Below are 25,002 nucleotides of genomic sequence, written 5' to 3' on the forward strand. Positions count from 1 at the left end.
AACAGTTCGATCACTTCGCTGTCCACCTCGACCTCGACTGGTATCGGCTCGCTGTCGACCGGCCTGTCAACGGCGAATAGTTCGATCACGTCGTTGTCCACCTCGACGTCGACGGGCTTGTCCTCGGCGAATAGCTCGATTACGTCGCTGTCCACTTCGACCTCGACTGGTATCAACTCACTGTCGACCGGCCTGAGCTCGACGGACAGCACGGTGTCGTCGCTGTCGACGTCGACCTCGACGGGCCTGTCGACGGCGAACAGCTCGATTACTTCGCTGTCGACGTCGACTTCGACGGGCCTCTCGTCGGCGAATAGCTCGATTACCTCGCTGTCGACGTCGACCTCGACGGGTTTGTCGTCGGCAAATAGCTCGATCACGTCGTTGTCCACGTCGACGTCGACGGGCCTGTCTTCAGCGAACAGCTCGATCACCTCGCTGTCGACGTCGACCTCGACGGGCTTGTCCTCGGCGAATAGCTCGATTACGTCGCTGTCCACCTCGACCTCGACCGGTATCAGCTCGCTGTCGACCGGCCTGAGCTCGACGGACAGCACGGTGTCGTCGCTGTCGACCTCAACGTCGACGGGCCTGTCGACGGCGAACAGCTCGATTACTTCGCTGTCGACGTCGACTTCGACGGGCCTCTCGTCGGCGAATAGCTCGATCACGTCGTTGTCCACCTCGACGTCGACGGGCTTGTCGTCGGCGAATAGCTCGATTACCTCGCTGTCTACGTCGACCTCGACGGGCCTGTCGTCGGCGAATAGCTCGATCACGTCGTTATCCACCTCGACGTCGACTGGTATCGGCTCGCTGTCGACCGGCCTGTCAACGGCGAATAGTTCGATCACCTCGCTGTCGACGTCGACCTCGACGGGTTTGTCGTCGGCGAATAGCTCGATCACGTCGTTGTCCACCTCGACCTCGACGGGTCTGTCCTCGGCGAACAGCTCGATCACTTCGCTGTCAACGTCGACCTCGACGGGGCTGTCGTCGGCGAACAGTTCGATCACTTCGCTGTCGACGTCGACCTCGACCGGCTTGTCGTCGGCGAATAGCTCGATTACGTCGCTGTCCACTTCGACCTCAACTGGTATCAACTCACTGTCGACCGGCCTGAGCTCGACGGACAGCACAGTGTCGTCGCTGTCGACGTCGACGTCGACGGGCCTGTCGACGGCCAACAGCTCGATTACGTCGCTGTCCACGTCGACGTCGACGGGCCTGTCTTCAGCGAACAGCTCGATTACCTCGCTGTCCACGTCGACGTCGACGGGCCTGTCGTCGGCGAACAGCTCGATCACTTCGCTGTCTACGTCGACCTCGACGGGGCTGTCCTCGGCGAATAGCTCGATCACGTCGTTGTCCACCTCGACGTCGACCGGCCTGTCGTCGGCAAACAGCTCAATCAGTTCGCTGTCCACCGGTCTGAGCTCGACGGACAGCACGGTGTCGTCGCTGTCGACGTCGACGTCGACGGGCCTGTCGACGGCGAATAGCTCGATCACGTCGTTGTCCACCTCGACCTCGACGGGCCTCTCGTCGGCGAACAGCTCGATCACCTCGCTGTCCACGTCGACGTCGACGGGCTTGTCGTCCGCGAATAGCTCGATCACTTCGCTGTCGACGTCGACCTCGACCGGTATCAGCTCGCTGTCGACCGGTCTGAGCTCGACGGACAGCACGGTGTCGTCGCTGTCGACCTCAACGTCGACGGGCCTGTCGTCGGCCAACAGCTCGATTACGTCGCTGTCCACGTCGACGTCGACGGGCTTGTCGTCGGCGAACAGCTCGATCACGTCGTTGTCCACCTCGACGTCGACAGGGCTGTCGTCAGCGAACAGCTCGATCACGTCGTTGTCTACGTCGACCTCGACGGGGCTGTCCTCGGCGAATAGCTCGATCACGTCGTTGTCCACCTCGACGTCGACCGGCCTGTCGTCGGCAAACAGCTCAATCAGTTCGCTGTCCACCGGTCTGAGCTCGACGGACAGCACGGTGTCGTCGCTGTCCACGTCGACCTCGACGGGCCTGTCAACGGCGAACAGCTCGATCACCTCGCTGTCCACGTCGACGTCGACGGGCTTGTCGTCGGCCAACAGCTCGATCACGTCGTTGTCCACGTCGACCTCGACAGGGCTGTCGTCAGCGAATAGCTCGATCACGTCGTTGTCCACCTCGACGTCGACAGGGCTGTCGTCAGCGAATAGCTCGATTACGTCGCTGTCCACGTCGACCTCGACGGGCCTCTCGTCGGCGAATAGCTCGATCACCTCGCTGTCCACTTCAACGTCGACGGGCATCAGCTCTCTGTCGACTGGCCTGAGCTCGACGGATAGTACGGTGTCGTCGCTGTCGACCTCGACGTCGACGGGATTGTCGTCGGCGAATAGTTCGATCACGTCGCTGTCTACGTCGACCTCGACGGGCTTGTCTTCGGCCAATAGCTCGATCACGTCGTTGTCCACGTCGACCTCGACGGGCCTGTCGTCGGCTACCAGCTCGATCACGTCGCTGTCGACGTCAACGTCAACCGGTCTGTCCTCGGCCAACAGCTCGATCACGTCGCTGTCCACATCGACGTCGACGGGTCTGTCTTCGGCCAACAGCTCGATCAGCTCGCTGTCGACCTCGACGTCGACCGGCCTTTCCTCGGCTACCAGCTCAATCACGTCGCTGTCCACATCGACGTCGACGGGTCTGTCGTCGGCCAACAGCTCGATCAGCTCGCTGTCGACCTCGACCTCGACGGGCCTTTCCTCGGCCACCAGCTCGATCACGTCGCTGTCCACATCGACGTCGACAGGCATCAGCTCGCTGTCGACGGGCTTGAGCTCGACGGACAGCACGGTGTCGTCACTGTCGACGTCGACCTCGACGGGGTTATCGTCGGCCACCAGTTCGATCACTTCGCTGTCCACCTCGACGTCGACGAGCGTCACGTCGCTGTCGACCGGCCTGAGCTCGACCAACAGCACGATCTCGTCGCTGTCCACGTCGACCTCGACCGGTATCGGATCGCTGTCCACGGGCCTGAGCTCGACCAACAGCTCGATCCTGTCGCTGTCCACGTCGACCTCGACCGGTATCGGATCGCTGTCCACGGGCCTGAGCTCGACCAACAGCTCGATCACGTCGCTGTCCACGTCGACGTCGACCGGCATCGGGTCGCTGTCCACCGGCCTGAGCAGCACGAACAGCACGATCCTGTCGCTGTCCACGTCGACCTCGACCGGCATCGGCTCGCTGTCCACGGGCCTCAGCTCGACCGGCAGTTCGATCACGTCGTTGTCCACATCGACTTCGACCGCAATCGAAGCCGCGAAAACGCACTACTACAGCGTCAACGATGGCGGTGCGCAAGGGGCGAACTACGCGAACAGCGCCGCGACGGGTATGTATTCGCTGGCCGCCGGCGTAGCCGCAAATGCCGCGGGCGCAAGCAGCGTAGCCGTCGGTTACGGTTCGAACGCTCAATCGGACGGTGCGGTCGCGATCGGCCAGAGCGCATCGGCAACGGGCGGCAAGGCCGTGTCGATCGGCTCAGGCAACACGGCAAGCGGCGACGGCGCGGTCGCGATCGGCGACCCGAGCATCGCGACGGGTACCGGTGCGGTCGCGATGGGTGCGGACGACACGGCGACCGGCACTGGCGCGGTTGCCCTCGGCAACGCAAGCACGGCAACCGGCAACAGTGCGCTCGCACTTGGGAATTCGAGCCAGGCCACTGCGGACAACACGATTGCACTGGGCAACCAGGCCACGGCCAGCGCCATAGGCGCACAGGCCTACGGCTCGGGCGCCACGGCCAGCGCGGCCAACGCGCTCGCGCTTGGATCGAACGCCACCGCGAACGTCGCCAACTCGATCGCGCTCGGCGCCAACTCGGTTACGGGCAACGCGGTCGGTGTGTCGAGCGTCACGGTCGGCGGCGTCACGTACGCGGTCGCCGGCGCCAATCCGGTGGGCGTACTGAGCGTCGGTTCGCCGGGTGCGGAACGCCAGATCACGAACGTCGCTGCCGGCCGAGTCTCGGCTACCAGCACGGACGCGATCAACGGCAGCCAGCTCAACGCGACAAACAGCGCGGTCAGCACGCTGTCGACGGGCCTGAATGCGACCAACAGCAACGTGACCGCGCTGGCCACATCGACCTCAACTGCGATCAGCTCGTTGTCGACGTCGACGGCGGCCAGCATCAGTGCGCTGTCCACAGGCCTGAACACGACGAACGCGAGCGTAGCATCGCTGTCGACCGGTGTGACGAACATCAACAACCAGCTGAATCAGTTATCCACATTGATGAACAACACACCGCAAACCGGGAACGCCGCCGGCATTGCCGCCGACATGAACGGCACCGGCATCGACAAGCCGACCGTCACTGCCGGTTCGAACTCGGTGGCGATCGGTGCGAATTCGAGCGACGGCGGCCGCCAGAACGTGGTGTCCGTCGGCAGCGATACGCAGCAGCGCCAGGTCATCAACGTGGCGCCGGGTACGCAGGGCACCGATGCGGTCAACGTGAACCAGCTGAATGCGGTGCAGTCGACGCTGTCGACGGCACTGTCGGGCCAGCAGGCGCAGATCAACTCGCTGGGTTCGCAACTGCAGCAGACCGACCAGATGGCGAAGCAGGGTATCGCGGCCGTCGGCGCGATGGCGTCGATCCCGCAGCTCGATCGCGATGCCAACTTCGGGATGGGTGTGGGTACGTCGACCTTCCTCGGCCAGAAGGCGATGGCGGTCAACATGCAGGCTCGCATCACGGACAACCTGAAGGCGTCGATCAACGGCGGCTTCAGCGGCGGTCAGAAGGTGATCGGCGCCGGCATGCTGTACCAGTGGAAGTAATCGCATGTTCATGCACGGCCGCCGGAAAGCCCGGAGCGGGAGCAAGGTCGTATCAGCAGGCACTGAAATCTTGAGTGCATGCATTGGAGATCGCTGTGGATGGTACGGCCGTGCGTTGCAACACTAATGATCTTGTCGAAGACGCGGAGCGTGGATTGGTTCGGAAGGAGTTCTTCTTTGCCTATCAACCCAAGCTTCGCCTTCAGACCGGATTGCTGTCCGGATTCGAGTCTTTAATACGCTGGCGTCATCCGGAACACGGTGTGTTGATGCCGGCAGCGTTCATCGACCTTGTCGAGAATTCGCATCTGACATGCCGGTTTACTGACTATGTGATCGCGGAGTCCTCACGTGTGCTTGCCGGGTGGGCTGAGCTCGGTTATCGCGATTTATCTCTATCTGTAAATTTGCCCGCTCATGAAGTTACGCGACCGGAGATGGCAGGAAGACTATCGCGCGTTCTGGATTCCTACGGAGTCTGTGCCGGGAATTTCCAAATTGAACTGACGGAGTCCATCGATCCCGGCCCGATCGACGCACTTGCCGCTGCGGTGGCATCGATCCGGGATCTCGGAGTGAGTGTTGCAATCGACGATTTTGGTTCAGGATGCTGGTCGCTGACCAAATTGCATTGTCTGGCAGTCGACACGCTCAAGCTGGATCGATCCTTCATGCGTGACGTTCATGAAAATGCTGAATCGAGAGCGATGGTCGAAACGCTCGTCGAGCTCGGGGTCCGCTTGAAGAAGAACGTCGTCGTGGAAGGTGTCGAAACCAGCGCGCAATTCGAGTGGCTGAAAGCATTCGCGCAGATTGATTGCCAGGGATACTACATCTCTGAACCCGTTCGAGAGGATCAGATGAATCGATTGATCGAAGGGTGTGGAATTCCGCGGTGAGGGGAGGCGTCGCGGGTTCGGGTGGGTAGGGATGGCGGGGGCTTGGTAGGGGAGTAACGGATTTGGCACTCGGCGGCATGGGTCGACATGGGCGGGGTGTCCATGCGATCCCGCCTGAAGTGATGAGGTTGCGCCGATGCCGGCATGTGCGCGATCGATCTTGCGCGGCATTTGCCTGGCGTAAGTGCTTGCTCAATTCATCGAAGGCGCGCGATCAAATTGCCATGTGGCGCATCAAAACACGCGGCGCAACCTTCAGTCGATATCGCAAATCGAAGCCGAAAAGTACGATCAGGCCGATGCTCGCGAGCGATGCGGCTCAAAGTCACGCGTAAAGCAGTCGCGTGTAAATGCGTCGATATAGTCCATCATCATGTCGGATGCGCGTCCGGCTTCCTGTTCGTCACCGTCAGCGACTGCACGCGCGACTCTCGTGTGCTGCAGGCTTGCTGTCGGCAAATCATCCAGCTGCTTGTGATACATGAAATAGAAGCGCCGTGACAGCGCATGTAACGGCGCAATAGCCTCGGCGGCGAAGCGGTTCCGAGAAAACTGCGCGATGAGCTGATTGACGGAATAGACGCCTCTCAAATAGCCGACGACGTCTCGTGATTCGCCTGCCGCGTCGAGTTTTTCGGCGATTTCACGGATCTGCTCGCGCTCCTCGGGCAATGCTCGCCGTGCAGCGCGTTGTGCAATGAGACGTTCAAGTTCACGCCGCGTTTCGAGCACGAGCAACTGATCGTGAATGTTCGGGACGGTGATCATGATGCCGTGTCGCGGAACGATCTGAAGGAGATGCGAAGCGGCCAATCGTTGTGCGGCCTCGCGAACCGGCGTTCTCCCCGTATTCAGCTTTTCTGCGAGCGATGCCTCGGACCAGACGCTGCCGGGCGCAAGCTCGAGCGTGACGATGAGTTCTTCGAGGTTCTGGTGAGCCTGTTCGGCAAGGGTGCTGCCCGTCAGTCCGTTCATGTGCGTAAGTGATCGCTGCAGGAATATCACTAACATATTAGTCCGGTCGTCCCCTGTTTTCAACACAAGGTAAAAGGGGCAGGGTCAAGGAACGGGTTTACCCCTCTTTGATCTTCGGCAAGCGATTCGATATTCTACTGATATGTTAGTAACATCTGAGTGACATGCCTAATGGGTGGGCCGTGTTGCGCAACGCCACGGTGAACCTCCCGGCTCGTTGACAGCGAGTCAGGGTTGGAAGGTTGCGTGGCGATTGGGTTGTGAGGTTGGTGTTGAGGTGAGATTGGTTTCAATCGATCGGCAGCGATTAAAAATAAGACGTCATGTTTGTACCGGTGTATGCAGGCGATCGATTTGGAGTGCGATGTAAATCATTCGGGTCGACGAAGGCTGGGGGTGTTATGAGTATCTTGTTGGTGGAAGGGGATCCGGGGCAGGCGTCAGCGTTTGAAATGGCGCTGCGAGGGGCGAATCGGGAAATTTCCCGGGTGTGCGATAGCGCGCGAGCCGTCCAGTTTCTTAAAAGGGAGATGGTCGAACTCATCGTGCTCGATTGGCGGATTCCGGATGCCAACGGCCTGAATTTATTGCACTGGATCCGGGCTAACGTCGGAGACGAACCGGCCGTCTTGTTCCTGGCTGCGAGAACGCTTGAAGCAGATGTCGCGGCCGCGCTGGACGCAGGCGCCGACGAGTACATCGGTAAGCCGTTTCGCGAGATCGAGTTGGCCGCTCGCGTCAATGCGCTGTTGCGTCGAAAGGGCCGCAACAAAAGACTCGATAGCAGGGTCGAAGTCGGGCCGTATGTTCTGAATCCGCTTGCGCGCACCATCGCGCTGCACGGAAAAATCATTGATTTGACGGCAAAGGAATTTGCGCTGGCAAATTTCCTGTTCAATAACATCGGGAGCGTGCTTTCGCGGGATTCGTTGTCGACGCTGGCGTGGGGGCGGGCGCTGGATGGAACTTCGCGGAGTCTCGACACTCACATCTACCGGCTTCGACAAAAACTGGCGCTTCGTCCGGAAAACGGGCTTCAACTGTGCGCCGTGTATACGCATGGCTACCGGCTCGACACGGTCGACGAATGTTCGGCGGTGGAGAGTTTTGCGGTCCCTGGCCAGGTGTCGCAGCGTGCCATTTCCGAGAGTCCGGCGCCCGCGCTGCTGTAGAAAGTTCCGGGAAATTCGTCCGTTCAACGGGGCGAGGGTGCCGCCGCGAGCCCACATCGTGAGCGTAATGAAGTGTCCGAGCCCCATTTAATTTGCTTGGGTGCACCTTGATGCACGGGATTTCCCTGAGGTACCGTGGTCGCCGGGGAAGATCCGTGACGACGGCTCGAGCAAGCGGCTCAGGGCATCTTCCAGGCTCCCTCCGACTCTCGGGCGAGAGTCTCGCTAAGTTATTGTTTTTGCGGGATATGCTTCCGATTGCCCTGCGTCATTCAGGACGTCTCGGGCACTGGCCCAAGTGAGCAGGGCTCAAGGTTGAGCGAGCCTCGACGGCCCGAAAAAAACCGCCAATCGCCCTTCTTGAATTTGTCAAAACCCGTCCATATAATTAGCACTCGCTGCACGAGAGTGCTAACAATTCTCTGCCGGGCGATAAGCCGGGCAGATTCCCTAAGCGTTCTTCAATCTCAGTCAAGAGAGGAGTGAATATGAACCTTCGTCCTTTGCACGATCGCGTGATCGTCAAGCGCCTGGATCAGGAAACCAAGACCGCCTCGGGCATCGTGATCCCCGACGCCGCTGCTGAAAAGCCGGACCAGGGTGAAGTCCTGGCCATCGGCCCGGGCAAGCGCGACGACAAGGGCGCCCCGATCGCGCTCGACGTGAAGGTCGGCGATCGCGTCCTGTTCGGCAAGTACGCAGGCCAGACCGTGAAGGTCGACGGCAACGAACTGCTGGTCATGCGCGAAGAAGACATCATGGCCGTGGTCAACGCGAACTAAGCGTCCACCGACGGTACATATTCCCAAGAATTCAAGGAGTTAGAAGATGGCAGCTAAAGACGTCGTATTCGGCGATTCCGCCCGTTCGAAGATGGTCGAAGGCGTGAACATTCTCGCCAACGCAGTCAAGGTCACGCTGGGTCCGAAGGGCCGCAACGTGGTGCTCGAGCGCAGCTTCGGCGGCCCGACGGTCACCAAGGACGGTGTGTCGGTCGCGAAGGAAATCGAGCTGAAGGACAAGCTCCAGAACATGGGCGCGCAAATGGTCAAGGAAGTTGCTTCCAAGACCAGCGACAACGCAGGCGACGGTACGACGACGGCAACCGTCCTCGCGCAATCGATCGTCCGCGAAGGCATGAAGTACGTCGCATCGGGCATGAACCCGATGGACCTGAAGCGCGGCATCGACAAGGCAGTCGCAGCGGCTGTCGAAGAGCTGAAGAAGATCAGCAAGCCGTGCACGACGAACAAGGAAATCGCACAGGTCGGCTCGATCTCGGCGAACAGCGACACGTCGATCGGCGATCGCATCGCTGAAGCGATGGACAAGGTCGGCAAGGAAGGCGTCATCACCGTCGAAGACGGCAAGTCGCTGGCCGACGAACTCGACGTCGTCGAAGGCATGCAGTTCGACCGCGGCTACCTGTCGCCGTACTTCATCAACAACCCGGAAAAGCAAGTCGCCGTCCTCGACAACCCGTTCGTGCTGCTGCACGACAAGAAGGTGTCGAACATCCGTGATCTGCTGCCGGTACTCGAGCAAGTCGCGAAGGCTGGCCGTCCGCTGCTGATCATCGCTGAAGACATCGAAGGCGAAGCGCTCGCAACGCTGGTCGTCAACAACATCCGCGGCATCCTGAAGACCGTTGCGGTCAAGGCACCGGGCTTCGGCGATCGTCGCAAGGCGATGCTGGAAGACATCGCGATCCTGACCGGCGGCCAGGTGATCGCGGAAGAAACCGGCCTGACGCTCGAGAAGGCAACGCTGGCAGAACTGGGCCAGGCGAAGCGCATCGAAGTGGGCAAGGAAAACACGACGATCATCGACGGCGCAGGCGAAGCCGTGAACATCGAAGCACGCGTGAAGCAAGTGCGCGCGCAAATCGAAGAAGCGACGTCGGACTACGACCGTGAAAAGCTGCAAGAGCGCGTGGCCAAGCTGGCCGGCGGTGTTGCAGTGATCAAGGTCGGCGCAGCGACCGAAGTCGAAATGAAGGAAAAGAAGGCACGTGTCGAAGACGCACTGCACGCAACGCGCGCAGCTGTGGAAGAAGGCATCGTGGCAGGTGGCGGCGTTGCGCTGATCCGCGCTCGCACCGCGATCGCAGGCCTGACCGGCCTGAACGCCGACCAGAACGCCGGCATCAAGATCGTGCTGCGCGCGATGGAAGAGCCGCTGCGCCAGATCGTCACGAACGGCGGCGAAGAAGCCAGCGTCGTGGTGGCGGCAGTTGCTGCAGGCACGGGCAACTACGGCTACAACGCAGCGACGGGCGAGTACGTCGACATGGTCGAAGCCGGCGTGGTCGACCCGACCAAGGTCACGCGCACCGCACTGCAGAACGCAGCTTCGGTTGCAGGCCTGCTGCTGACGACGGACGCAGCTGTCGCAGAACTGCCGAAGGAAGATGCACCGATGGCGGGCGGCATGCCGGGCGGCATGGGCGGCATGGGCATGGACATGTAATCGACTTCGGTCGATTGTCCGGAGCGCGCAGCGATGCGCGTTCCAGCCAAAAGAAAAGACCCGCAGCGATGCGGGTCTTTTTTTATGGATTCGCAGCGCGATCGTAATCAGAAGCCCGGCAGGTAGCACGAAGTGTCGTCGTCTTCATCGTGAAGGCCGTAGCTGCACGCGAACGGATCGTGCCAGCCGTTGTTGCGACCGTTGTAGAGATAGACAGTGTTGTCGTTCGATGCCCATGTTAGCGACGCAGTGCCGCTGGAGTACGCGCGCCACCTCCCCGAACTACCGTCCGGGAACGAAATCGTGCCGTCCGAAAAGCAGGGCGAGTAGTAATCGTGGGCGACAAACTTGCCGTCAATTGGCGCGGCTCTCGAAAAGAACCGCTTCAGTTGCGCGACGGTCGGTGTGAAATTCTTGCACGCGCCCCTGGTCAGCGGGTCGTTCGGGGTCGACGTCTGGCCGGATTGCTCGACAGTCACGGCGCTCACCTCTCTGGCATGGCAGAGGGCGATCGGGACGCACAACACAACCGCCGCGACACATTTGGCTCGAACCATTGCGTTACTCCCACAGTGCCGTGCTTGCCTCGGTGGCGTTCTTGCGCCCGACTTCCGGATGCCGATATACCTCTCTCATCTCGACATTCAGCGTCTCGGACAATTCGCGAACTAGCCATTTGAGTGATGAATTCTGTTCGGTCGTGACGCTTTCATAAACCGGTTCCGCGTTTTTCTCGTCGGGGTAGTACATGCCAACGAGTTCGATTCCGATTGCGTCAGAGTTGGATGGATAGCGGTCTGGAAACGCTTTCCGGGATTCGTAACGATGGGACGCGGCGGGGCCGGTCTGATACGCACGCCTTGCCGCCCGGAGGTCAGCGGTCGAGCACTTGAGTGTGCTGATGCAGCGTGACTGTAACTTGCCGACGTGATTGGTGATTCTGTTCAGGGATGCGGTCTGATAGATCGTCCCATCTTTGTCGATCAGGAAATGGGCGCCGTTTGGTACGTGCTTGGCGTTGCTGTAGCTATTGAAGGTGCTTGAGACGGTGGCGCCTCCGGTTTGATGGACGACGATACCGTTCACGTGTTCCATCGGCCCACGTTCGATAGATGAATATATTCTGACGATCACGCGATCGGCATCGACATGGCCCTGCTTTGAAATGAAAAGCATGACTGACTCCGATCCTCAGGTCGTTTTGCCGGTTTTGATGTCGTATCCTGCTGCGACCGTTTCGCCGTTCCCACCCTGGGCATTCTGAACGACATATTCCTGCCGGATGCTGGCGAATGAAAGTTGGAACTCCTCTCGCGGCCTGACCATGTTCAAATTGGCGACCGAATTGATTCGCGTGATCAATACCTTATCCATCGTGATCTTGAGATATTCCAAGGGTATGCCGCCGCCGGCCTTGCGCATTACCAAAACGGCGTTCTCGATGTGATTTCCTTTCAGGCAATGCAGCATGAGGATCGGCGATGCACGATCAACATAATGTTCAATGGTCAGGTCATTGGCCGTGCACTTGCCGCCGGTGCGCGTGGTTGACGACTGATCTGCGGACCAATCCCACGCCAATACGTCGATCTCGTCCAGATGCAAGGCGTCTTGAGATTCACCCCTGATGCCGGTCAGTTTCAGGAAAATGTCCTGCGCCATCGCATACTCCTTTGCTCGGTTCACATTGAATGGAATGAACCGTAGCAGTGGATATTGCAGCCAATCTATAGGACCGATTCGATTTCCGGCGAGTTTTTGTGTTGGAATGTACGATGTTTGTTCATCGCTCAACCGAGAATGGATATGAATCGAGTCGGGTTGGCGAGAGCGTGGATTCGGCCGTGATGACTGCGGCCGTGTCGGGCTGAATCGGCGGGATCGCGCGCCGGATGGTTCGGATATCGGACTGCGCGGGGCGGGAAGCCTAAGGTTTAGAGGGAGTCGTGCGGAGCCGGCGGTCGTTGTCGATACAGCGCGTGCATCATTATTGAATTCCCGATGCCGAATTCATGTGCGATTGACGGATGCTTGCAGTTGAGGGGTGACGGGCGCGCGGGTGTTTGATTGTTCAAACGCCCGCGTGGCCCCGGCACCTCAATGCCGGTGCGACGTCCTCGGCACCGGGTCGGCCTTCACGGCTGGCGGCGTGTCCGAGTCTTCGTTGCTGCGCGCCCAGAAGAACCGGTCGGGCAGGTGCGCACCCATGCCGGGCCGGAACGCGTCGCGGACAGCCTGGTACAGGTACTCCTGCGCCTCACGGACCGCCTCGGGCGGCTCCTGGCCGTTCGCGAGCAGCGCCGCGATGGCCGCGCCCAGCGTGTCGGTGATGCCCATCAGCCGGTGCGGCGAGCGATCCCACATGTCCTCGCGAAGCTGGCCTTCCTCGCCGTACAGCGTGTTGACGAGCCGGTGCGATCCCATCTCGGACGACAGGATGTACTCGCAGCCCTGCGACAGCAGGTGCGAGACGGCCGCGTCGAGATTCGGTGCCTCGGCGTCGCCGTCCGGCTGCGCGAGTGCGATCAGCGTGGCGTAGTCGGCGACCAGCAGCGTGGTTTGCGGCGCCAACAGGTCGGCGATCGATTCGCGCAGGTCGTCGGCCGCGAGCACGTGCTCGTCGTCGAGCGTGAAGTCCGGTGCGAGCACGAGCGGCACGCCGTCGTAGTCGGCGACGACCTCGGCGATCGCGCTCACGACTTCCGCGCGCGTTGCCGCGCCAATCTTGAACGCCGCGACCGGCATGTCTTCGAGCAGCATGCGCGCCTGGGCGGCGACCACGTCGGGATCGAGGCCGGTCACTTCGTCGCAGGCGGCCGAGTCGCGCACGGTGTAGCCCGTCAGGACGGACACGCCGTGACAGCCCATGCTCGCCAGGGTCATCAGATCGGCTTGGAGGCCGGAGCCGCCGGTGGGATCGGACAGGCCGAAGGTGAGGACGATCGGAGGGGCGTTGCTGGACATGTAAAAATGGGGCAAGAGAAAAACGGGAAAGCGACGGACATGCGGACGGCGAGGCGAAATGGGCATTTTTGGCCCTGTGTTGCCCGGCAGGCCGCACTTTTCAGTCATTATGCGGCGGAATCCGGCCCGCACGACGGATTTTTTAGCGCAGCGCAACGTAGTCGCGTTACTCCAGCGCGATTGCTAGGCAGTCCGGCCCCGACACGGTACCATCATGGCTCCCGAATTTACCGACTTTCCCGACGCGGCTTAAGATGGAATACAAGAGTTGGATGTGCCTGATTTGTGGCTGGATTTACGACGAAGAAGCCGGGCTGCCGGAAGAGGGCATTGCCCCGGGCACGCGCTGGGAAGACGTCCCGATCAACTGGACGTGTCCTGAATGCGGCGCCCGCAAGGAAGACTTCGAGATGGTCCAGATCTGACCGGACCCTTGGCCCACGGACACACCGCTCAGGCCTCGCATCGGCCCGGCGCTCGCGCGTCGGGGCTTGCGCGAGTGACTTGACGATGACAGGCGCGCGTGTCCATGAGGCCCGAACCGGCAAACGTTCCCCACCCTGACGCACTGCCCAACCCGCGCGGCGGGGCCGTGCGCGCGGCCGACGCATGGCTTGCGGCGGCCGCCGAAGCCTTCGAGCATCGCGACGACGCGGCCGCGCCGCTATCCGCTGCGGCGGCCGTGCTGGCGGAAGCCGGCTGGCTGCCGGCCGCGCGTTTCGCGGGGCAGTTGGCGGCTGCCGTGCCGCTCGTCGCCGCCGAGCCGACTTCGGCCGGCTGGCGTGCCGCGCTGCGCGATTTCCGCGCGGCGGTCGCACGCCACAACCTGCGCGAGCTCGCCTGCTCGCCCGTTCTCTTCGAACATTTCCGAGCGTTGCGTGCGCAAAGCGCCGCCGACCTGCGCGCGAACGCGCCGCTCGACGCGCTCGCGCTCGTCGGCCGCGCGGTGCCGCCAGCCACGCTGCGCGCACTGCCGGATGCGGTCGCGACCCGGATTCGTGCCCGCTACGAACAGGCGCTGCTTGGCGTACTGCGCGCGGAACACGGTGCACCCGACGCGGCACTCGACGAACTCGACGCGATGCTGGCCGCGCTCGCCGGCGACGATCCATACGATTTCTGGCGGCTCGCGGCCGCGTGCGTGCGCGCGCTGCGCGCCAGCGGCGCGCCCGAGCTGAAGCGCTTTCTCGCACGCACGAACCTGCTGCTCGGCGAGCACGCACAAGGCCGGCGCAGTGCGCCGCCCGAACTCGTGCGCGAGACGGTGGCGCTGCTGTGGCGCGATTTCGCGCTGTTCGGCGCCGCGGCCGAGGATGTCGCGCTCGTCGACGTGCTGCACGACTACGGGCTGACGGTCGACTGGCACGTCGCCGGCACGCCCGCGTCCGAAGCGCTGTGGGAGGCCGATGCCGCCCGGGCCGAGCACGACGCGGTTGCCGCCGCGCCGACCCGCGCGCTCGGGGTCGTGACGGTCAATGCGCATGCCTATGAGGATTTCCTGCAGACGGCAGATGCATCGATGGCCGACCTCGCTGTCGATCCGGCCGCAGCCGACGCGAGTGCGGCATGGCATGCGTCCGGCGCCGCCTACCGGGTCGGTACGGCTGCGTGCGCGCTCGGGCTCGGTCACGCGGCGCTCCTGGCCGACACGCTCGGCCTGGCGTGGCGGCGTGCGGCGCACGGCGTGCGGCTTGCCGACGGCGGCCTCGATGCGCACGGCCACGCGTCCGACATGCTGCGCGCGGCGCTGCTGAAGATCGCGGCCGGCGTTGCGCCGCCGGACCTCACCGCGGCGTCCGGCGCGCTCGGCGCGGTGCTCGGCCGGGCCTGACGAACAAGGGGACGAACACGCGGCGGCGGCCCTTGTCGCACGGGCCCGCAACACGCTGCCGACACCGCCCGCGCGCGTGTTAGAGTGCCGTGTGATCCGTGCGCGCCGTTGCCAGCGCGGCGGGCGTTGCTTGTTGATCGCGGCCCGGTCAGGCCGCGGCGTCTTTGCTAAAATTCAAACCATGTCAAAGCCTTCCGATCGCATCAATCTCACCAACCAGTTCCTGATCGCCATGCCGAACATGGCCGATCCGACGTTCTCGGGAACGGTGGTCTACCTTTGCGATCACAGCGAGCGCGGTGCGCTCGGCCTCGTCATCAATCGTCCTACCGACATCGACCTCGAATCGCTGTTCAACCGCATCGACCTGAAGCTCGACATCGAGCCGCTGCTGCACATCCCGGTGTACTTCGGCGGCCCGGTCCAGACCGAGCGCGGTTTCGTGCTGCACGAGCCGGTGGAGGGCGCGAGCTACAACTCGTCGATGTCCGTCGAGGGCGGGCTGGAGATGACCACGTCGAAGGACGTGCTCGAGGCGGTCGCGACGGGCACCGGCCCGAAGCGCTTCCTGCTGACGCTCGGCCATGCAGGCTGGGGGGCAGGGCAGCTCGAGGAAGAAATTTCCCGCAACGGCTGGCTCACCGTGGCCGCCGATCCGCGCATCGTGTTCGACACGCCGGCCGAAGAACGCTTCGAAGCCGCACTCGGCCTGCTCGGCGTCAGCTCGTCGATGCTGTCCGGCGAAGCAGGGCACGCATGAGTGGCGCGAGCGCGCGCGATGCGACGCTCCTCGCGTTCGACTACGGCGAAAAGCGTATCGGCGTCGCGATCGGCAATGCGCTGACGCGCTCGGCCCGTGCGCTCGTCGTGATCCAGAACCTGAACCGCGAACACCGCTTCAAGGCGGTCGGCGACCTGCTGGCCGAATGGCGGCCGGACGCGCTCGTCGTCGGCCTGCCGATGCATCCGGACGGCACGCCGCACGACATGACGCAGCAGGCGAAGCGCTTCGGCAACCAGCTGAACGGCCGCTTCGGGCTGCCCGTCACGTGGGTCGACGAGCGCTATTCGTCGGTCGAGGCCGAGGCCGGGCTGCGCGAGCGCAACGTGCGCGGCCGAGCCCGGGCCGAGATGCTCGATGCCGAGGCGGCGCGCGTCATCCTTCAACAGTATCTCGATCAATTGTCCGACCATGAGCACCATTGACGCCGAGGCGCTTTACCGCGTCCTGCTCGACCAGATCCGCGCCGCGTATGGCACGGCTTTCGCCGAACCGGGCGGCCCGCGGCTCGCCGGTATTTACAGCGGTGGCGCATGGCTTGCCGAGCGCCTCGCGCGCGATCTCGGCGCGCTGGCGTTCGGCGTCGTGAACGTCGCGCTGCACCGTGACGATTACGCGAAGAAGGGGCTGCACAGCCAGGCCAGCCCGACGTCGTTGCCGTTCGAGGTCGACGGCGCGCGCATCGTGCTCGTCGACGACGTGCTGTATACCGGGCGCACCGTGCGCGCGGCACTCAACGAGCTGTTCGACTACGGCCGTCCGGCTGCGGTCGAGCTCGCCGTGCTCGCCGATCGCGGCGGCCGCGAACTGCCGGTCGCCGCGCGCTTCGCGGGCGGCGCGCTCGACGTGCCGGCCGGCGCGACGCTCGTGCTCGCGCGCGACGATGCGCAGTTCACGCTGCGCGTCGAGGCGCACGGCGCCTGAACGACACGCGAACCGTATCCCGGGCCGCTGGTTTGCACCGCGGCCCGTTTGCATAGTTGGAATCACGCACACCATGACCACCGACACCACTGGCCGCACCGGCAATCCCGCCGCGGCCGCGAGCCCCGACCGGTTCCGCTACGGCTTCCTGAAGGGCAACCCGCAGCTCACGAAAAACGGCGAGCTGAAGCACCTGCTGTCGATCGAGGGCCTGCCGCGCTCGATCGTCAACCACATCCTCGATACGGCCGAGCAGTTCGTCAGCGTGACGGACCGTGAAGTGAAGAAGGTGCCGCTGCTGCGCGGCAAGTCCGTGTTCAACCTGTTCTTCGAGAACTCGACGCGCACGCGCACGACCTTCGAGATTGCCGCGACGCGCCTGTCGGCCGACGTGCTGAACCTGAACATCAATGCGTCGTCGACGAGCAAGGGCGAATCGCTGCTCGACACGATCAACAACCTGTCGGCGATGCATGCCGACCTGTTCGTCGTGCGTCACGCATCGAGCGGCGCACCGTACCTGATCGCCGAGCACTGCGCACCGCACGTGCACGTGATCAACGCCGGCGACGGCCGCCATGCGCACCCGACGCAGGGCCTGCTCGACATGTACACGATCCGTCACTACAAGCGCGACTTCACGAAGCTGCGCGTGGCGATCGTCGGCGACATCCTGCATTCGCGCGTCGCGCGCTCCGACATCCACGCACTGACCACGCTCGGCGTGCCGGAAGTGCGCGCGATCGGCCCGCGCACGCTGCTGCCCGGCGGTCTCGAGCAGATGGGCGTGAAGGTGTTCCACAACCTCGACGAAGGGCTGAAGGGCGTCGACGTGATCATCATGCTGCGTCTGCAGAACGAGCGGATGAGCGGCGCGCTGCTGCCTTCCGCGCAGGAATACTTCAAGACCTGGGGCCTGACGCCCGAGCGCCTCGCGCTCGCCGCGCCCGACGCGATCGTGATGCACCCGGGCCCGATGAACCGCGGCGTCGAGATCGATTCGCAGGTCGCCGATGGCCCGCAGTCGGTGATCCTCAACCAGGTCACGTTCGGTATCGCCGTGCGGATGGCGGTGATGGGCATCGTCGCCGGCAACAGCGACTGAGCCCGCATTCGCGCATCCTTATTCACGCAATCAACGCATTCACAGACAGCGCATGAAGATTCAAATCAAAGGCGGCACGCTGGTCGACCCGGTCGCCGGCACCGAGCGGCAGGCCGACGTTTTCGTCGCGGACGGCAAGATCGCCGCGCTCGGCACGGCGCCGGCCGGTTTCACCGCGGACAGGACGATCGACGCATCGGGCCTGATCGTCGCGCCCGGCCTCGTCGACCTGTGCGCGCGGCTGCGCGAGCCCGGCTACGAGCACAAGGCGACGCTCGCGTCCGAGATGGCCGCGGCCGTCGCGGGCGGCGTCACGACCCTCGTGTGCCCGCCGGATACCGATCCCGTGCTCGACGAGCCGGGCCTCGTCGAGATGCTCAAGTTCCGCGCGCACAACCTGCACCAGGCAAACGTGCATCCGCTCGGCGCGCTGACGGTCGGCCTCAAGGGTGAAGTGATCACCGAGATGGTCGCGCTGACCGAGTCCGGCTGCGTCGGCTTCACGCAGGCCAACGTGCCGGTGCGCGACACGCAGGTGTTGCTGCGTGCGCTGCAGTACGCGAGCACCTACGGCTACACCACGTGGCTGCGCCCGCAAGACGCATTCATCGGCCGCGGCGGCGTCGCCGCGAGCGGCGCGCTGGCGTCGCGGCTCGGGCTGTCCGGCGTGCCGGTCGCGGCCGAGACGATCGCGCTGCACACGATCTTCGAACTGATGCGCGTGACGGGCGCACGCGTGCACCTCGCGCGGCTGTCGTCGTCGGCCGGCCTCGCGCTCGTGCGCGCGGCGAAGGCCGAAGGGCTGCCCGTGACCTGCGACGTTGGCGTGAACCATCTGCATCTGATCGACGTCGACATCGGCTACTTCGATTCGCAGTTCCGGCTCGATCCGCCGCTGCGCAGCGAGCGCGATCGCGAAGCGATTCGCGTGGCGCTCGCCGACGGCACGATCGACGCGATCTGCTCCGACCACACGCCGGTCGACGACGACGAGAAGCTGCTGCCGTTCGGCGAAGCGACGCCGGGCGCGACGGGGCTCGAACTGCTGCTGTCGCTGACGTTGAAGTGGGCGGACGAGACGCGCACCCCGCTCGCACAGGCGCTGCGCCGCATCACGTCCGCACCGGCCGACGTGCTGCAGCTGCCGGCCGGCCGCCTGGCCGAGGGCAGCGCAGCCGACCTGTGCGTGTTCGACCCGCGTGCGCACTGGCGCGTCGAGCCGCGCGCGCTGAAGAGCCAGGGCCACAACTCGCCGTTCCTCGGCTACGAACTGCCCGCCAGCGTGCGCACGACGCTCGTCGCCGGACAGATCGCGTTCGAGCGCAACTGAACCACGCCGGACCCTCGCCATGACCGCCATTCGGAAACTGCGTCTCGTTTTTCACCTGTTGCGCGGCATGGCGATCGTCGCGCTGCGTTTTTCGCACGTCACGCCCGCGCGGCGCGCCGAGATGACGCGCCGCTGGTCGCTCAAGCTGCTGCGGATCTGCGGGATGCGCCTCGTCGTCCATAACGACGGCGCGCGGCTCGACGCGAGTGCGCTCGTGGTCGGCAATCACGTGTCCTGGCTCGACATCTATACGGTCAACGCGTGGCGGCCGACGCCGTTCGTGTCGAAGGCCGAGGTGCGGCAATGGCCAGTCGTCGGCTGGCTTGCCGAAAAGCTCGACACCGTGTTCCTGCAGCGCGAGAAGCGTACCGAGGCGATGCGGGTCATGCACGAGATGGCCGAGCGCCTGCGCAACGGCGGGCTGATGTGCGTGTTTCCGGAAGGGACGACGACCGACGGGCAGGAACTGCTGCCGTTCCATGCGAACCTGTTCCAGGCCGCGGTGTCGGCCGGCTGCGCGGTGCAGCCGATCTGCCTGATGTACGAGGATGCGCAGCGGCGGCAGTCGGTCGCGCCGGCCTACACGGGTGAGCTGGCGCTTGGCAAGTCGCTCGACATGGTGTTGCGCGGCGGTCCGCTCGTCGCGCACCTTTACGTGTGCGAACCGATCGCGCCGGGTGGCGACCGGCGGGCGACGTCCGCGGCGGCGCGCGACGCGATCGCGGCTGCGCTCGTGAAGCTGCAGGCAAACGTCGGCAAGCCGACGGCCGAGTCGCTCGAGGAACTGGCGAGACATGCCTATCCGGCAACCGAGCTCGGCGCCGGCGCGGCAGGCCATGAGGCGGCCGACGCACCCGTGCCGGGGCGCGAGGGTTGACGCGCTTCCCGGCTCCGCGAATCAGCCTTTGATCACTCTCCGCCCGGCGCGCGGCACGCTTCGCACGGCACCTGCGTGACCGTGCGCTGTGCCGGATCGGCCGTCAGCCGCACGGCCGACAGCTGGTTACCCCACACACACCCCGAATCGAGCGCGACGACGTTCTCGCGCACCATCAGGCCGAGCGCGGCCCAGTGTCCGAACACGACCGTCACGTCCTCCGTACGGCGACCCGGTACGTCGAACCACGGCAGGTAGCCGGGCGGCGCGCTGTCGGGGCCGCCGTTCGCCTTGAATTCCATCGCACCGTCTGGCGTGCAGAAGCGCACGCGCGTGAATGCGTTGAACGCGACGCGCATCCGGTCGCGTTTCTTCAGATCCGGGCTCCATTGATTCGGCTCGTTGCCGTACAGCTTCTGCAGCGTGTCGCGCCAGTCGGGTGCGCGCAGCGCCCGCTGGAGTTCGTCGGCGAGTTCGAGCACGAGCGTGGCATCCCACTGCGGCAGCACGCCGGCATGTACGAGCAACATCCCGTTCTCCGCATGCACGAACGGCCGGTGGCGGACCCAGTCGAGCAGCGCGTCGGCATCGGGTGCGTCGAGGATCTCGCCGATGGTGTCGCCCGGGCGTTCGGTGCGCAGGCCGGCGGAGACCGCAAGCAGGTGGAGGTCATGATTGCCGAGCACGACGGTCGCGCGCGGGCCGAGGTCGACGAGTGCGCGCAGCGCGGCGAGAGAGTCCGGGCCGCGGTTGACGACGTCGCCGGCGATCCACAGCGGCGTGTCGGCGGGCGCTGAAAGCTTTTCGATCAGCGACTGGAAAGCGGAATGACAGCCCTGGATGTCGCCGATGGCGATGGGGGGGGGAAGCATGAGGGTCGGATCGTGACGAATCGGGATGAAAAGGGAGAAAGGCCGCCGGACACCGGTGCGGCGCAACCATTGTTCCGCATCGGACCGGTGATGGGCCGCCGCGCAAGGGGCCCGGGCGCTGTATCAAGTTGTTAGCAGCATGGAGTTGTCGCCGGCTGGATTCCTATAATTGACATTTTCCCTCCGAAATTAACATCGCGTGACCTTGCCGGTCATGGTGACCGGTTAAAATGCCGGGCCTGATCGGCCGAGACTTGGCCACTGTGACATGACAAGAAGTGCGATGAGCGCCTGCCAGGCGCGCCGCACATTATTACGAGAGGACGTTTCATGATCCTGGTTACCGGCGGCGCGGGTTTTATCGGTGCCAACTTTGTACTCGACTGGATGGATGCGTCCGACGAGGCCGTGCTCAACGTCGACAAGCTGACCTATGCGGGCAACCTGCGTACGCTGGCGCCGCTCGACGGGAATCCGGATCATGTGTTCGCTCGTGTCGATATCTGCGATCGCGCGGCACTCGATGCGCTGTTTGCCGAGCACAAGCCGCGTGCAGTGATCCACTTCGCAGCCGAGAGCCACGTCGACCGTTCGATCCACGGGCCGGCCGATTTCGTGCAGACCAACGTCGTCGGTACGTTTACGCTGCTCGAAGCGGCCCGCTCGCACTGGAACGGCCTGAACGATGCCGACAAGGCGGCGTTCCGCTTCCTGCACGTGTCGACCGACGAGGTGTTCGGGTCGCTTTCCGCGACCGATCCGCAATTCTCGGAGACGACGCCGTACGCACCGAACAGCCCCTATTCGGCGACGAAGGCCGGCTCCGACCACCTGGTGCGCGCGTATCACCACACGTACGGCCTGCCGACGCTCACGACGAACTGCTCGAACAACTACGGCCCGTACCAGTTCCCGGAGAAGCTGATCCCGCTGATGATCGCGAACGCGCTCGCCGGCAAGCCGCTGCCGGTCTACGGCGACGGCCAGAACGTGCGCGACTGGCTGTACGTCGGTGACCACTGCAGCGCGATCCGCGAAGTGCTCGCGCGCGGCGTGCCGGGCGAGACGTATAACATCGGCGGCTGGAACGAGAAGAAGAACCTCGACGTCGTGCACACGCTCTGCGATCTGCTCGACGCCGCGCGGCCGAAGGCGGCGGGCTCGTACCGCGATCTGATCACGTACGTGACGGACCGCCCGGGCCACGATCGCCGCTATGCGATCGATGCGCGCAAGCTCGAGCGCGAGCTTGGCTGGAAGCCCGCCGAAACCTTCGAGACGGGGCTCGCGAAGACCGTGCACTGGTATCTCGACAACCAGGCGTGGGTGGACGATGTCGCGTCCGGCGATTACCGCAAGTGGGTCGAAACGAATTACGCGCAACGCACGTGAGGGGTTGATCGATGGCACGCAAAGGCATCATTCTCGCCGGCGGTTCGGGCACGCGGCTGTATCCGATTACGCATGTCGTATCGAAGCAGCTCCTTCCGGTGTACGACAAGCCGATGATCTACTACCCGCTGTCGACACTGATGGTGGCGGGCATCCGCGATGTCCTGATCATCTCGACGCCGCACGATACGCCACGCTTCGAAGCGATGCTGGGCGACGGCAGTCAATGGGGGATGAATATCCAGTTCGCGGTGCAGCCGTCGCCGGACGGGCTCGCGCAGGCGTTCATCATCGGGAAGTCGTTCATCGGCAACGATCCGTCGGCACTGATCCTCGGCGACAACATCTTCTACGGGCACGATCTCGCGAAGCAGCTTGAGCGGGCCGACGAGAACACCGACGGCGCCACGGTGTTCGCGTATCACGTGCAGGATCCCGAGCGTTACGGTGTCGTCGAATTCGACCGGGATTTCCGCGCGGTGTCGATCGAGGAAAAGCCGGCCAAGCCGCGTTCGAACTACGCGGTGACGGGCCTGTACTTCTACGACAATCGCGTGTGTGACATCGCGTCCGAGATCAAGCCGTCGCCGCGCGGCGAGCTCGAGATCACCGACGTGAACTCGCGCTATCTTGCCGACGGCGCACTCGACGTCGAGATCATGGGGCGCGGCTATGCGTGGCTCGACACCGGTACGCACGACTCGCTGATCGACGCGGCGATGTTCATCGCGACGCTGCAGAAGCGCCAGGGCCTCGTCGTCGCCTGCCCGGAAGAGATCGCCTACCGCAAGAAGTGGATCGACGCCGAGCAGCTGGGCAAGCTCGCCGCACCGCTGTCGAAAAACAGCTACGGGCGATATCTTCAACACATTCTTTCCGATCAAGTCGCATGGTCATCCAGGTAACAGCAACGGCACTGCCGGAAGTCAAGATCGTCGAGCCGAAGGTGTACGGCGACGCACGCGGCTACTTCTACGAGAGCTTCAATGCCCAGGAGTTCGCCGAACAGGTCGGGCCGGGCATCGAGTTCGTGCAGGACAATCACTCGCGCTCGGTGCGCGGGGTGTTGCGCGGGCTGCACTACCAGATCGAGCATGCGCAGGGGAAGCTCGTGCGCGTGGTCGAAGGCGAGGTGTTCGACGTCGCGGTCGACGTGCGTCGCAGTTCGCCGAACTTCGGCAAGTGGGTCGGCGTGACGCTGTCCGCCGACAATCATCGGCAGCTCTGGGTGCCGCCCGGTTTCGCGCACGGCTTCGTCGTGCTGTCCGAGTCCGCGCAGTTCCTGTACAAGACGACCGACTACTGGTTTCCCGAACACGAGCGCAGCATCATCTGGAACGATCCGGACATCGGCATCGAATGGCCGTTCGACGGCGAGCCGGTGCTCGCCGCGAAAGATGCGGCGGGCCGGCGGCTCGCCGATGCGGAAGTCTACGCGTGAGCGTGCAGGGGCCCGTTGCCGCGGCGGCGGCCCGATTCGCAGGCCGGATCGGGCAACGTGCACCCGCCGGGGCGCCACTCAATTCTGAATGCCATGAATGATTCGTTTCGTGTAACGCAGCCGATTCTCGTGACCGGCGCCAATGGACAGGTCGGCTTCGAGTTGACGCGATCGCTGCAAGGGCTGGCGCCGGTTGTCGCGCTCGATCGCAGCCGCCTCGATCTTGCCGATCCGGACCAGATTCGTCGCGTCGTGCGCGACATCGGCCCGGCCGTCATCGTCAACGCGGCGGCGTATACCGCGGTCGATCGCGCGGAAAGCGACGAAGCGGCGGCACGGCAAATCAATGGCGACGCGCCCGGCATCCTGGCCGAGGAGGCCGTGCGTGCCGGTGCGCTGCTGGTGCATTACTCGACGGATTACGTGTTCGACGGGCATGGCGATCAACCGTTTCGCGAGGACGACGCGACCGGCCCGCTGAATGTGTATGGCCGCACGAAGCTTGCCGGCGAGCAGGCGATCGCGGCCGTCGGCGGCGATCACCTGATATTCCGCACGAGCTGGGTGTATGGCGCCACGGGAAAGAACTTTCTCGGGACGATGCTCAGGCTGGGGCGCGAACGCGACGAACTCAATGTCGTCGCGGACCAGATCGGCGCGCCGACGTGGAGCGGCACGATTGCCGCACTGACCGGCCATGTCCTGGCCCGCTACTGCGCCGATCGTGGCGGCCAGCGCGACTGGTGGCGCGAGCACGCCGGTGTCTATCATTTGACGAATGGCGGCGAGACGTCATGGCATGGCTTTGCCAAGGCCATTTTCGCCCGTGCGGGCCTGGACCGCGTCGCCGTGCATCCGATCACGAGCGATCAATATCCGACGCCGGCGGCGCGTCCCCGCAATTCGCGGTTGTCGGGCGACAAGTTGTCCCGCGTGTTCGGGTTGCGTGCGCCGTCATGGGAGGATTCTCTGACGCGCTGCCTGCAGGAACCCGGCTTCGCCTGACCGGTGCCCGTCCGCGATCGGCCGAAACGGGGTGGCATCATACAGATGACACAATATGTTCCGCCGCAACAATCTGTAACAGGCCTGCTCATTTATAATGCTGCGCTG

The 25,002-nt window shown here is 63.9% G+C and carries 22 protein-coding genes and 1 pseudogene; 17 read left to right on the forward strand and 6 right to left on the reverse strand.

Annotation, left to right across the window (positions count from 1 at the left end; genetic code table 11):
* Positions 1-78: 78 nt before the first annotated feature.
* Both BCO18175_RS36050 and BCO18175_RS36055 read left to right on the forward strand, forming a co-directional pair.
* Positions 79-4,857, forward strand: a pseudogene (locus tag BCO18175_RS36050) (YadA family autotransporter adhesin); the annotation flags it as partial.
* A 95-nt stretch (positions 4,858-4,952) separates the two neighbouring features.
* Positions 4,953-5,756, forward strand: coding sequence for an EAL domain-containing protein (locus BCO18175_RS36055; RefSeq protein ID WP_174988148.1), 804 nt, complete (start codon positions 4,953-4,955; stop codon positions 5,754-5,756).
* A gap of 291 nt (positions 5,757-6,047) precedes the next feature.
* On the opposite strand, the gene BCO18175_RS36060 is transcribed toward BCO18175_RS36055, so the two are convergent.
* The gene (locus BCO18175_RS36060; protein ID WP_174988151.1) at positions 6,048-6,731 is read right to left on the reverse strand and encodes a GntR family transcriptional regulator; all 684 of its coding nucleotides are present in this window, start codon (positions 6,729-6,731) and stop codon (positions 6,048-6,050) included.
* A 401-nt stretch (positions 6,732-7,132) separates the two neighbouring features.
* On the opposite strand from BCO18175_RS36060, the gene BCO18175_RS36065 reads away from it, so the two are divergent.
* The 3 genes from BCO18175_RS36065 to groL all read left to right on the forward strand — a co-directional run bounded on the left by BCO18175_RS36065 (position 7,133) and on the right by groL (position 10,372).
* Positions 7,133-7,903 carry a response regulator transcription factor gene (locus BCO18175_RS36065; protein WP_174988154.1) on the forward strand — a complete coding sequence of 257 codons (771 nt, stop codon included), beginning with the start codon at positions 7,133-7,135 and terminating at the stop codon, positions 7,901-7,903.
* Positions 7,904-8,391: 488 nt separating this feature from the next.
* Positions 8,392-8,685, forward strand: coding sequence for a co-chaperone GroES (locus BCO18175_RS36070; RefSeq protein WP_174913053.1), 294 nt, complete (start codon positions 8,392-8,394; stop codon positions 8,683-8,685).
* 46 nt (positions 8,686-8,731) lie between these two features.
* Positions 8,732-10,372 (forward strand): chaperonin GroEL, encoded by a 1,641-nt coding sequence (gene groL / locus BCO18175_RS36075; RefSeq protein ID WP_174913049.1) that lies wholly within the window; start codon positions 8,732-8,734, stop codon positions 10,370-10,372.
* Positions 10,373-10,479: 107 nt separating this feature from the next.
* On the opposite strand, the gene BCO18175_RS36080 is transcribed toward groL, so the two are convergent.
* From BCO18175_RS36080 to BCO18175_RS36095, 4 genes are all read right to left on the reverse strand, one after another.
* Positions 10,480-10,929, reverse strand: a complete 450-nt coding sequence (locus tag BCO18175_RS36080) for a hypothetical protein (protein WP_174988157.1) — start codon at positions 10,927-10,929, stop codon at positions 10,480-10,482.
* Positions 10,930-10,933: 4 nt separating this feature from the next.
* Positions 10,934-11,548 carry a peptidoglycan recognition protein family protein gene (locus tag BCO18175_RS36085; RefSeq protein ID WP_174988159.1) on the reverse strand — a complete coding sequence of 205 codons (615 nt, stop codon included), beginning with the start codon at positions 11,546-11,548 and terminating at the stop codon, positions 10,934-10,936.
* A gap of 15 nt (positions 11,549-11,563) precedes the next feature.
* A complete protein-coding gene (locus BCO18175_RS36090; protein ID WP_174988162.1) occupies positions 11,564-12,034 on the reverse strand; it encodes an Hcp family type VI secretion system effector in 471 nt (156 codons plus the stop codon).
* 435 nt (positions 12,035-12,469) lie between these two features.
* Positions 12,470-13,336, reverse strand: coding sequence for a hydroxymethylpyrimidine/phosphomethylpyrimidine kinase (locus BCO18175_RS36095; RefSeq protein WP_174913045.1), 867 nt, complete (start codon positions 13,334-13,336; stop codon positions 12,470-12,472).
* A 254-nt stretch (positions 13,337-13,590) separates the two neighbouring features.
* Between BCO18175_RS36095 and BCO18175_RS36100 the strand changes: the two genes are divergently transcribed.
* The 8 genes from BCO18175_RS36100 (at position 13,591) to BCO18175_RS36135 (ending at position 20,184) form a co-directional block, all read left to right on the forward strand.
* Positions 13,591-13,761: a rubredoxin gene (locus BCO18175_RS36100; protein ID WP_004186709.1), complete on the forward strand. Its 171-nt coding sequence runs from the start codon at positions 13,591-13,593 to the stop codon at positions 13,759-13,761.
* Positions 13,762-13,865: 104 nt separating this feature from the next.
* Positions 13,866-15,167, forward strand: coding sequence for a hypothetical protein (locus tag BCO18175_RS36105; protein WP_174988164.1), 1,302 nt, complete (start codon positions 13,866-13,868; stop codon positions 15,165-15,167).
* A 181-nt stretch (positions 15,168-15,348) separates the two neighbouring features.
* Positions 15,349-15,927, forward strand: coding sequence for a YqgE/AlgH family protein (locus BCO18175_RS36110; protein ID WP_011351143.1), 579 nt, complete (start codon positions 15,349-15,351; stop codon positions 15,925-15,927).
* Complete coding sequence (gene ruvX, locus BCO18175_RS36115) at positions 15,924-16,373, forward strand: Holliday junction resolvase RuvX (protein ID WP_027788201.1); 450 nt, start codon at positions 15,924-15,926, stop codon at positions 16,371-16,373. Before BCO18175_RS36110 ends, ruvX begins: the two co-directional genes overlap by 4 nt.
* The gene (gene pyrR, locus BCO18175_RS36120; RefSeq protein WP_174988167.1) at positions 16,360-16,872 is read left to right on the forward strand and encodes a bifunctional pyr operon transcriptional regulator/uracil phosphoribosyltransferase PyrR; all 513 of its coding nucleotides are present in this window, start codon (positions 16,360-16,362) and stop codon (positions 16,870-16,872) included. The genes ruvX and pyrR overlap by 14 nt, the downstream gene beginning before the upstream one ends.
* A gap of 73 nt (positions 16,873-16,945) precedes the next feature.
* Complete coding sequence (locus BCO18175_RS36125; protein WP_006476735.1) at positions 16,946-17,977, forward strand: aspartate carbamoyltransferase catalytic subunit; 1,032 nt, start codon at positions 16,946-16,948, stop codon at positions 17,975-17,977.
* A gap of 52 nt (positions 17,978-18,029) precedes the next feature.
* Positions 18,030-19,307 (forward strand): dihydroorotase, encoded by a 1,278-nt coding sequence (locus tag BCO18175_RS36130; protein ID WP_174988170.1) that lies wholly within the window; start codon positions 18,030-18,032, stop codon positions 19,305-19,307.
* 19 nt (positions 19,308-19,326) lie between these two features.
* Positions 19,327-20,184, forward strand: coding sequence for a lysophospholipid acyltransferase family protein (locus BCO18175_RS36135; RefSeq protein WP_174913030.1), 858 nt, complete (start codon positions 19,327-19,329; stop codon positions 20,182-20,184).
* A gap of 32 nt (positions 20,185-20,216) precedes the next feature.
* Here BCO18175_RS36135 and BCO18175_RS36140 read toward each other — a convergent pair whose 3' ends face one another.
* Complete coding sequence (locus tag BCO18175_RS36140; protein ID WP_174988173.1) at positions 20,217-21,056, reverse strand: symmetrical bis(5'-nucleosyl)-tetraphosphatase; 840 nt, start codon at positions 21,054-21,056, stop codon at positions 20,217-20,219.
* A 330-nt stretch (positions 21,057-21,386) separates the two neighbouring features.
* On the opposite strand from BCO18175_RS36140, the gene rfbB reads away from it, so the two are divergent.
* The 4 genes from rfbB to rfbD all read left to right on the forward strand — a co-directional run bounded on the left by rfbB (position 21,387) and on the right by rfbD (position 24,894).
* A complete protein-coding gene (rfbB, locus tag BCO18175_RS36145; RefSeq protein WP_174988176.1) occupies positions 21,387-22,448 on the forward strand; it encodes a dTDP-glucose 4,6-dehydratase in 1,062 nt (353 codons plus the stop codon).
* Positions 22,449-22,459: 11 nt separating this feature from the next.
* A complete protein-coding gene (gene rfbA, locus BCO18175_RS36150) occupies positions 22,460-23,353 on the forward strand; it encodes a glucose-1-phosphate thymidylyltransferase RfbA (protein ID WP_174988179.1) in 894 nt (297 codons plus the stop codon).
* On the forward strand, positions 23,338-23,889 hold the full coding sequence (gene rfbC, locus BCO18175_RS36155) for a dTDP-4-dehydrorhamnose 3,5-epimerase (protein WP_174988182.1): 552 nt from the start codon (positions 23,338-23,340) through the stop codon (positions 23,887-23,889). The genes rfbA and rfbC overlap by 16 nt, the downstream gene beginning before the upstream one ends.
* Positions 23,890-23,982: 93 nt before the next feature.
* The gene (gene rfbD, locus BCO18175_RS36160) at positions 23,983-24,894 is read left to right on the forward strand and encodes a dTDP-4-dehydrorhamnose reductase (RefSeq protein ID WP_174988478.1); all 912 of its coding nucleotides are present in this window, start codon (positions 23,983-23,985) and stop codon (positions 24,892-24,894) included.
* Positions 24,895-25,002 lie beyond the last annotated feature (108 nt).

Source organism: Burkholderia lata, assembly GCF_902499335.1.
Classification (GTDB): domain Bacteria; phylum Pseudomonadota; class Gammaproteobacteria; order Burkholderiales; family Burkholderiaceae; genus Burkholderia; species Burkholderia lata_B.

Excerpts from the sequence above, each read along its gene's own strand:
- rfbC (WP_174988182.1), top strand. The coding sequence starts at position 23,338 with ATGGTCATCCAGGTAACAGCAACGGCACTGCCGGAAGTCAAGATCGTC.
- BCO18175_RS36095 (WP_174913045.1), bottom strand. The coding sequence starts at position 13,336 with ATGTCCAGCAACGCCCCTCCGATCGTCCTCACCTTCGGCCTGTCCGAT.
- BCO18175_RS36125 (WP_006476735.1), top strand. The coding sequence starts at position 16,946 with ATGACCACCGACACCACTGGCCGCACCGGCAATCCCGCCGCGGCCGCG.
- BCO18175_RS36140 (WP_174988173.1), bottom strand. The coding sequence starts at position 21,056 with ATGCTTCCCCCCCCCATCGCCATCGGCGACATCCAGGGCTGTCATTCC.
- BCO18175_RS36105 (WP_174988164.1), top strand. The coding sequence starts at position 13,866 with ATGAGGCCCGAACCGGCAAACGTTCCCCACCCTGACGCACTGCCCAAC.
- BCO18175_RS36135 (WP_174913030.1), top strand. The coding sequence starts at position 19,327 with ATGACCGCCATTCGGAAACTGCGTCTCGTTTTTCACCTGTTGCGCGGC.
- BCO18175_RS36110 (WP_011351143.1), top strand. The coding sequence starts at position 15,349 with ATGTCAAAGCCTTCCGATCGCATCAATCTCACCAACCAGTTCCTGATC.
- pyrR (WP_174988167.1), top strand. The coding sequence starts at position 16,360 with ATGAGCACCATTGACGCCGAGGCGCTTTACCGCGTCCTGCTCGACCAG.
- BCO18175_RS36080 (WP_174988157.1), bottom strand. The coding sequence starts at position 10,929 with ATGGTTCGAGCCAAATGTGTCGCGGCGGTTGTGTTGTGCGTCCCGATC.
- BCO18175_RS36090 (WP_174988162.1), bottom strand. The coding sequence starts at position 12,034 with ATGGCGCAGGACATTTTCCTGAAACTGACCGGCATCAGGGGTGAATCT.
- rfbA (WP_174988179.1), top strand. The coding sequence starts at position 22,460 with ATGGCACGCAAAGGCATCATTCTCGCCGGCGGTTCGGGCACGCGGCTG.
- BCO18175_RS36065 (WP_174988154.1), top strand. The coding sequence starts at position 7,133 with ATGAGTATCTTGTTGGTGGAAGGGGATCCGGGGCAGGCGTCAGCGTTT.
- groL (WP_174913049.1), top strand. The coding sequence starts at position 8,732 with ATGGCAGCTAAAGACGTCGTATTCGGCGATTCCGCCCGTTCGAAGATG.
- rfbD (WP_174988478.1), top strand. The coding sequence starts at position 23,983 with ATGAATGATTCGTTTCGTGTAACGCAGCCGATTCTCGTGACCGGCGCC.
- BCO18175_RS36130 (WP_174988170.1), top strand. The coding sequence starts at position 18,030 with ATGAAGATTCAAATCAAAGGCGGCACGCTGGTCGACCCGGTCGCCGGC.
- ruvX (WP_027788201.1), top strand. The coding sequence starts at position 15,924 with ATGAGTGGCGCGAGCGCGCGCGATGCGACGCTCCTCGCGTTCGACTAC.
- BCO18175_RS36085 (WP_174988159.1), bottom strand. The coding sequence starts at position 11,548 with ATGCTTTTCATTTCAAAGCAGGGCCATGTCGATGCCGATCGCGTGATC.
- rfbB (WP_174988176.1), top strand. The coding sequence starts at position 21,387 with ATGATCCTGGTTACCGGCGGCGCGGGTTTTATCGGTGCCAACTTTGTA.
- BCO18175_RS36060 (WP_174988151.1), bottom strand. The coding sequence starts at position 6,731 with ATGAACGGACTGACGGGCAGCACCCTTGCCGAACAGGCTCACCAGAAC.
- BCO18175_RS36070 (WP_174913053.1), top strand. The coding sequence starts at position 8,392 with ATGAACCTTCGTCCTTTGCACGATCGCGTGATCGTCAAGCGCCTGGAT.
- BCO18175_RS36100 (WP_004186709.1), top strand. The coding sequence starts at position 13,591 with ATGGAATACAAGAGTTGGATGTGCCTGATTTGTGGCTGGATTTACGAC.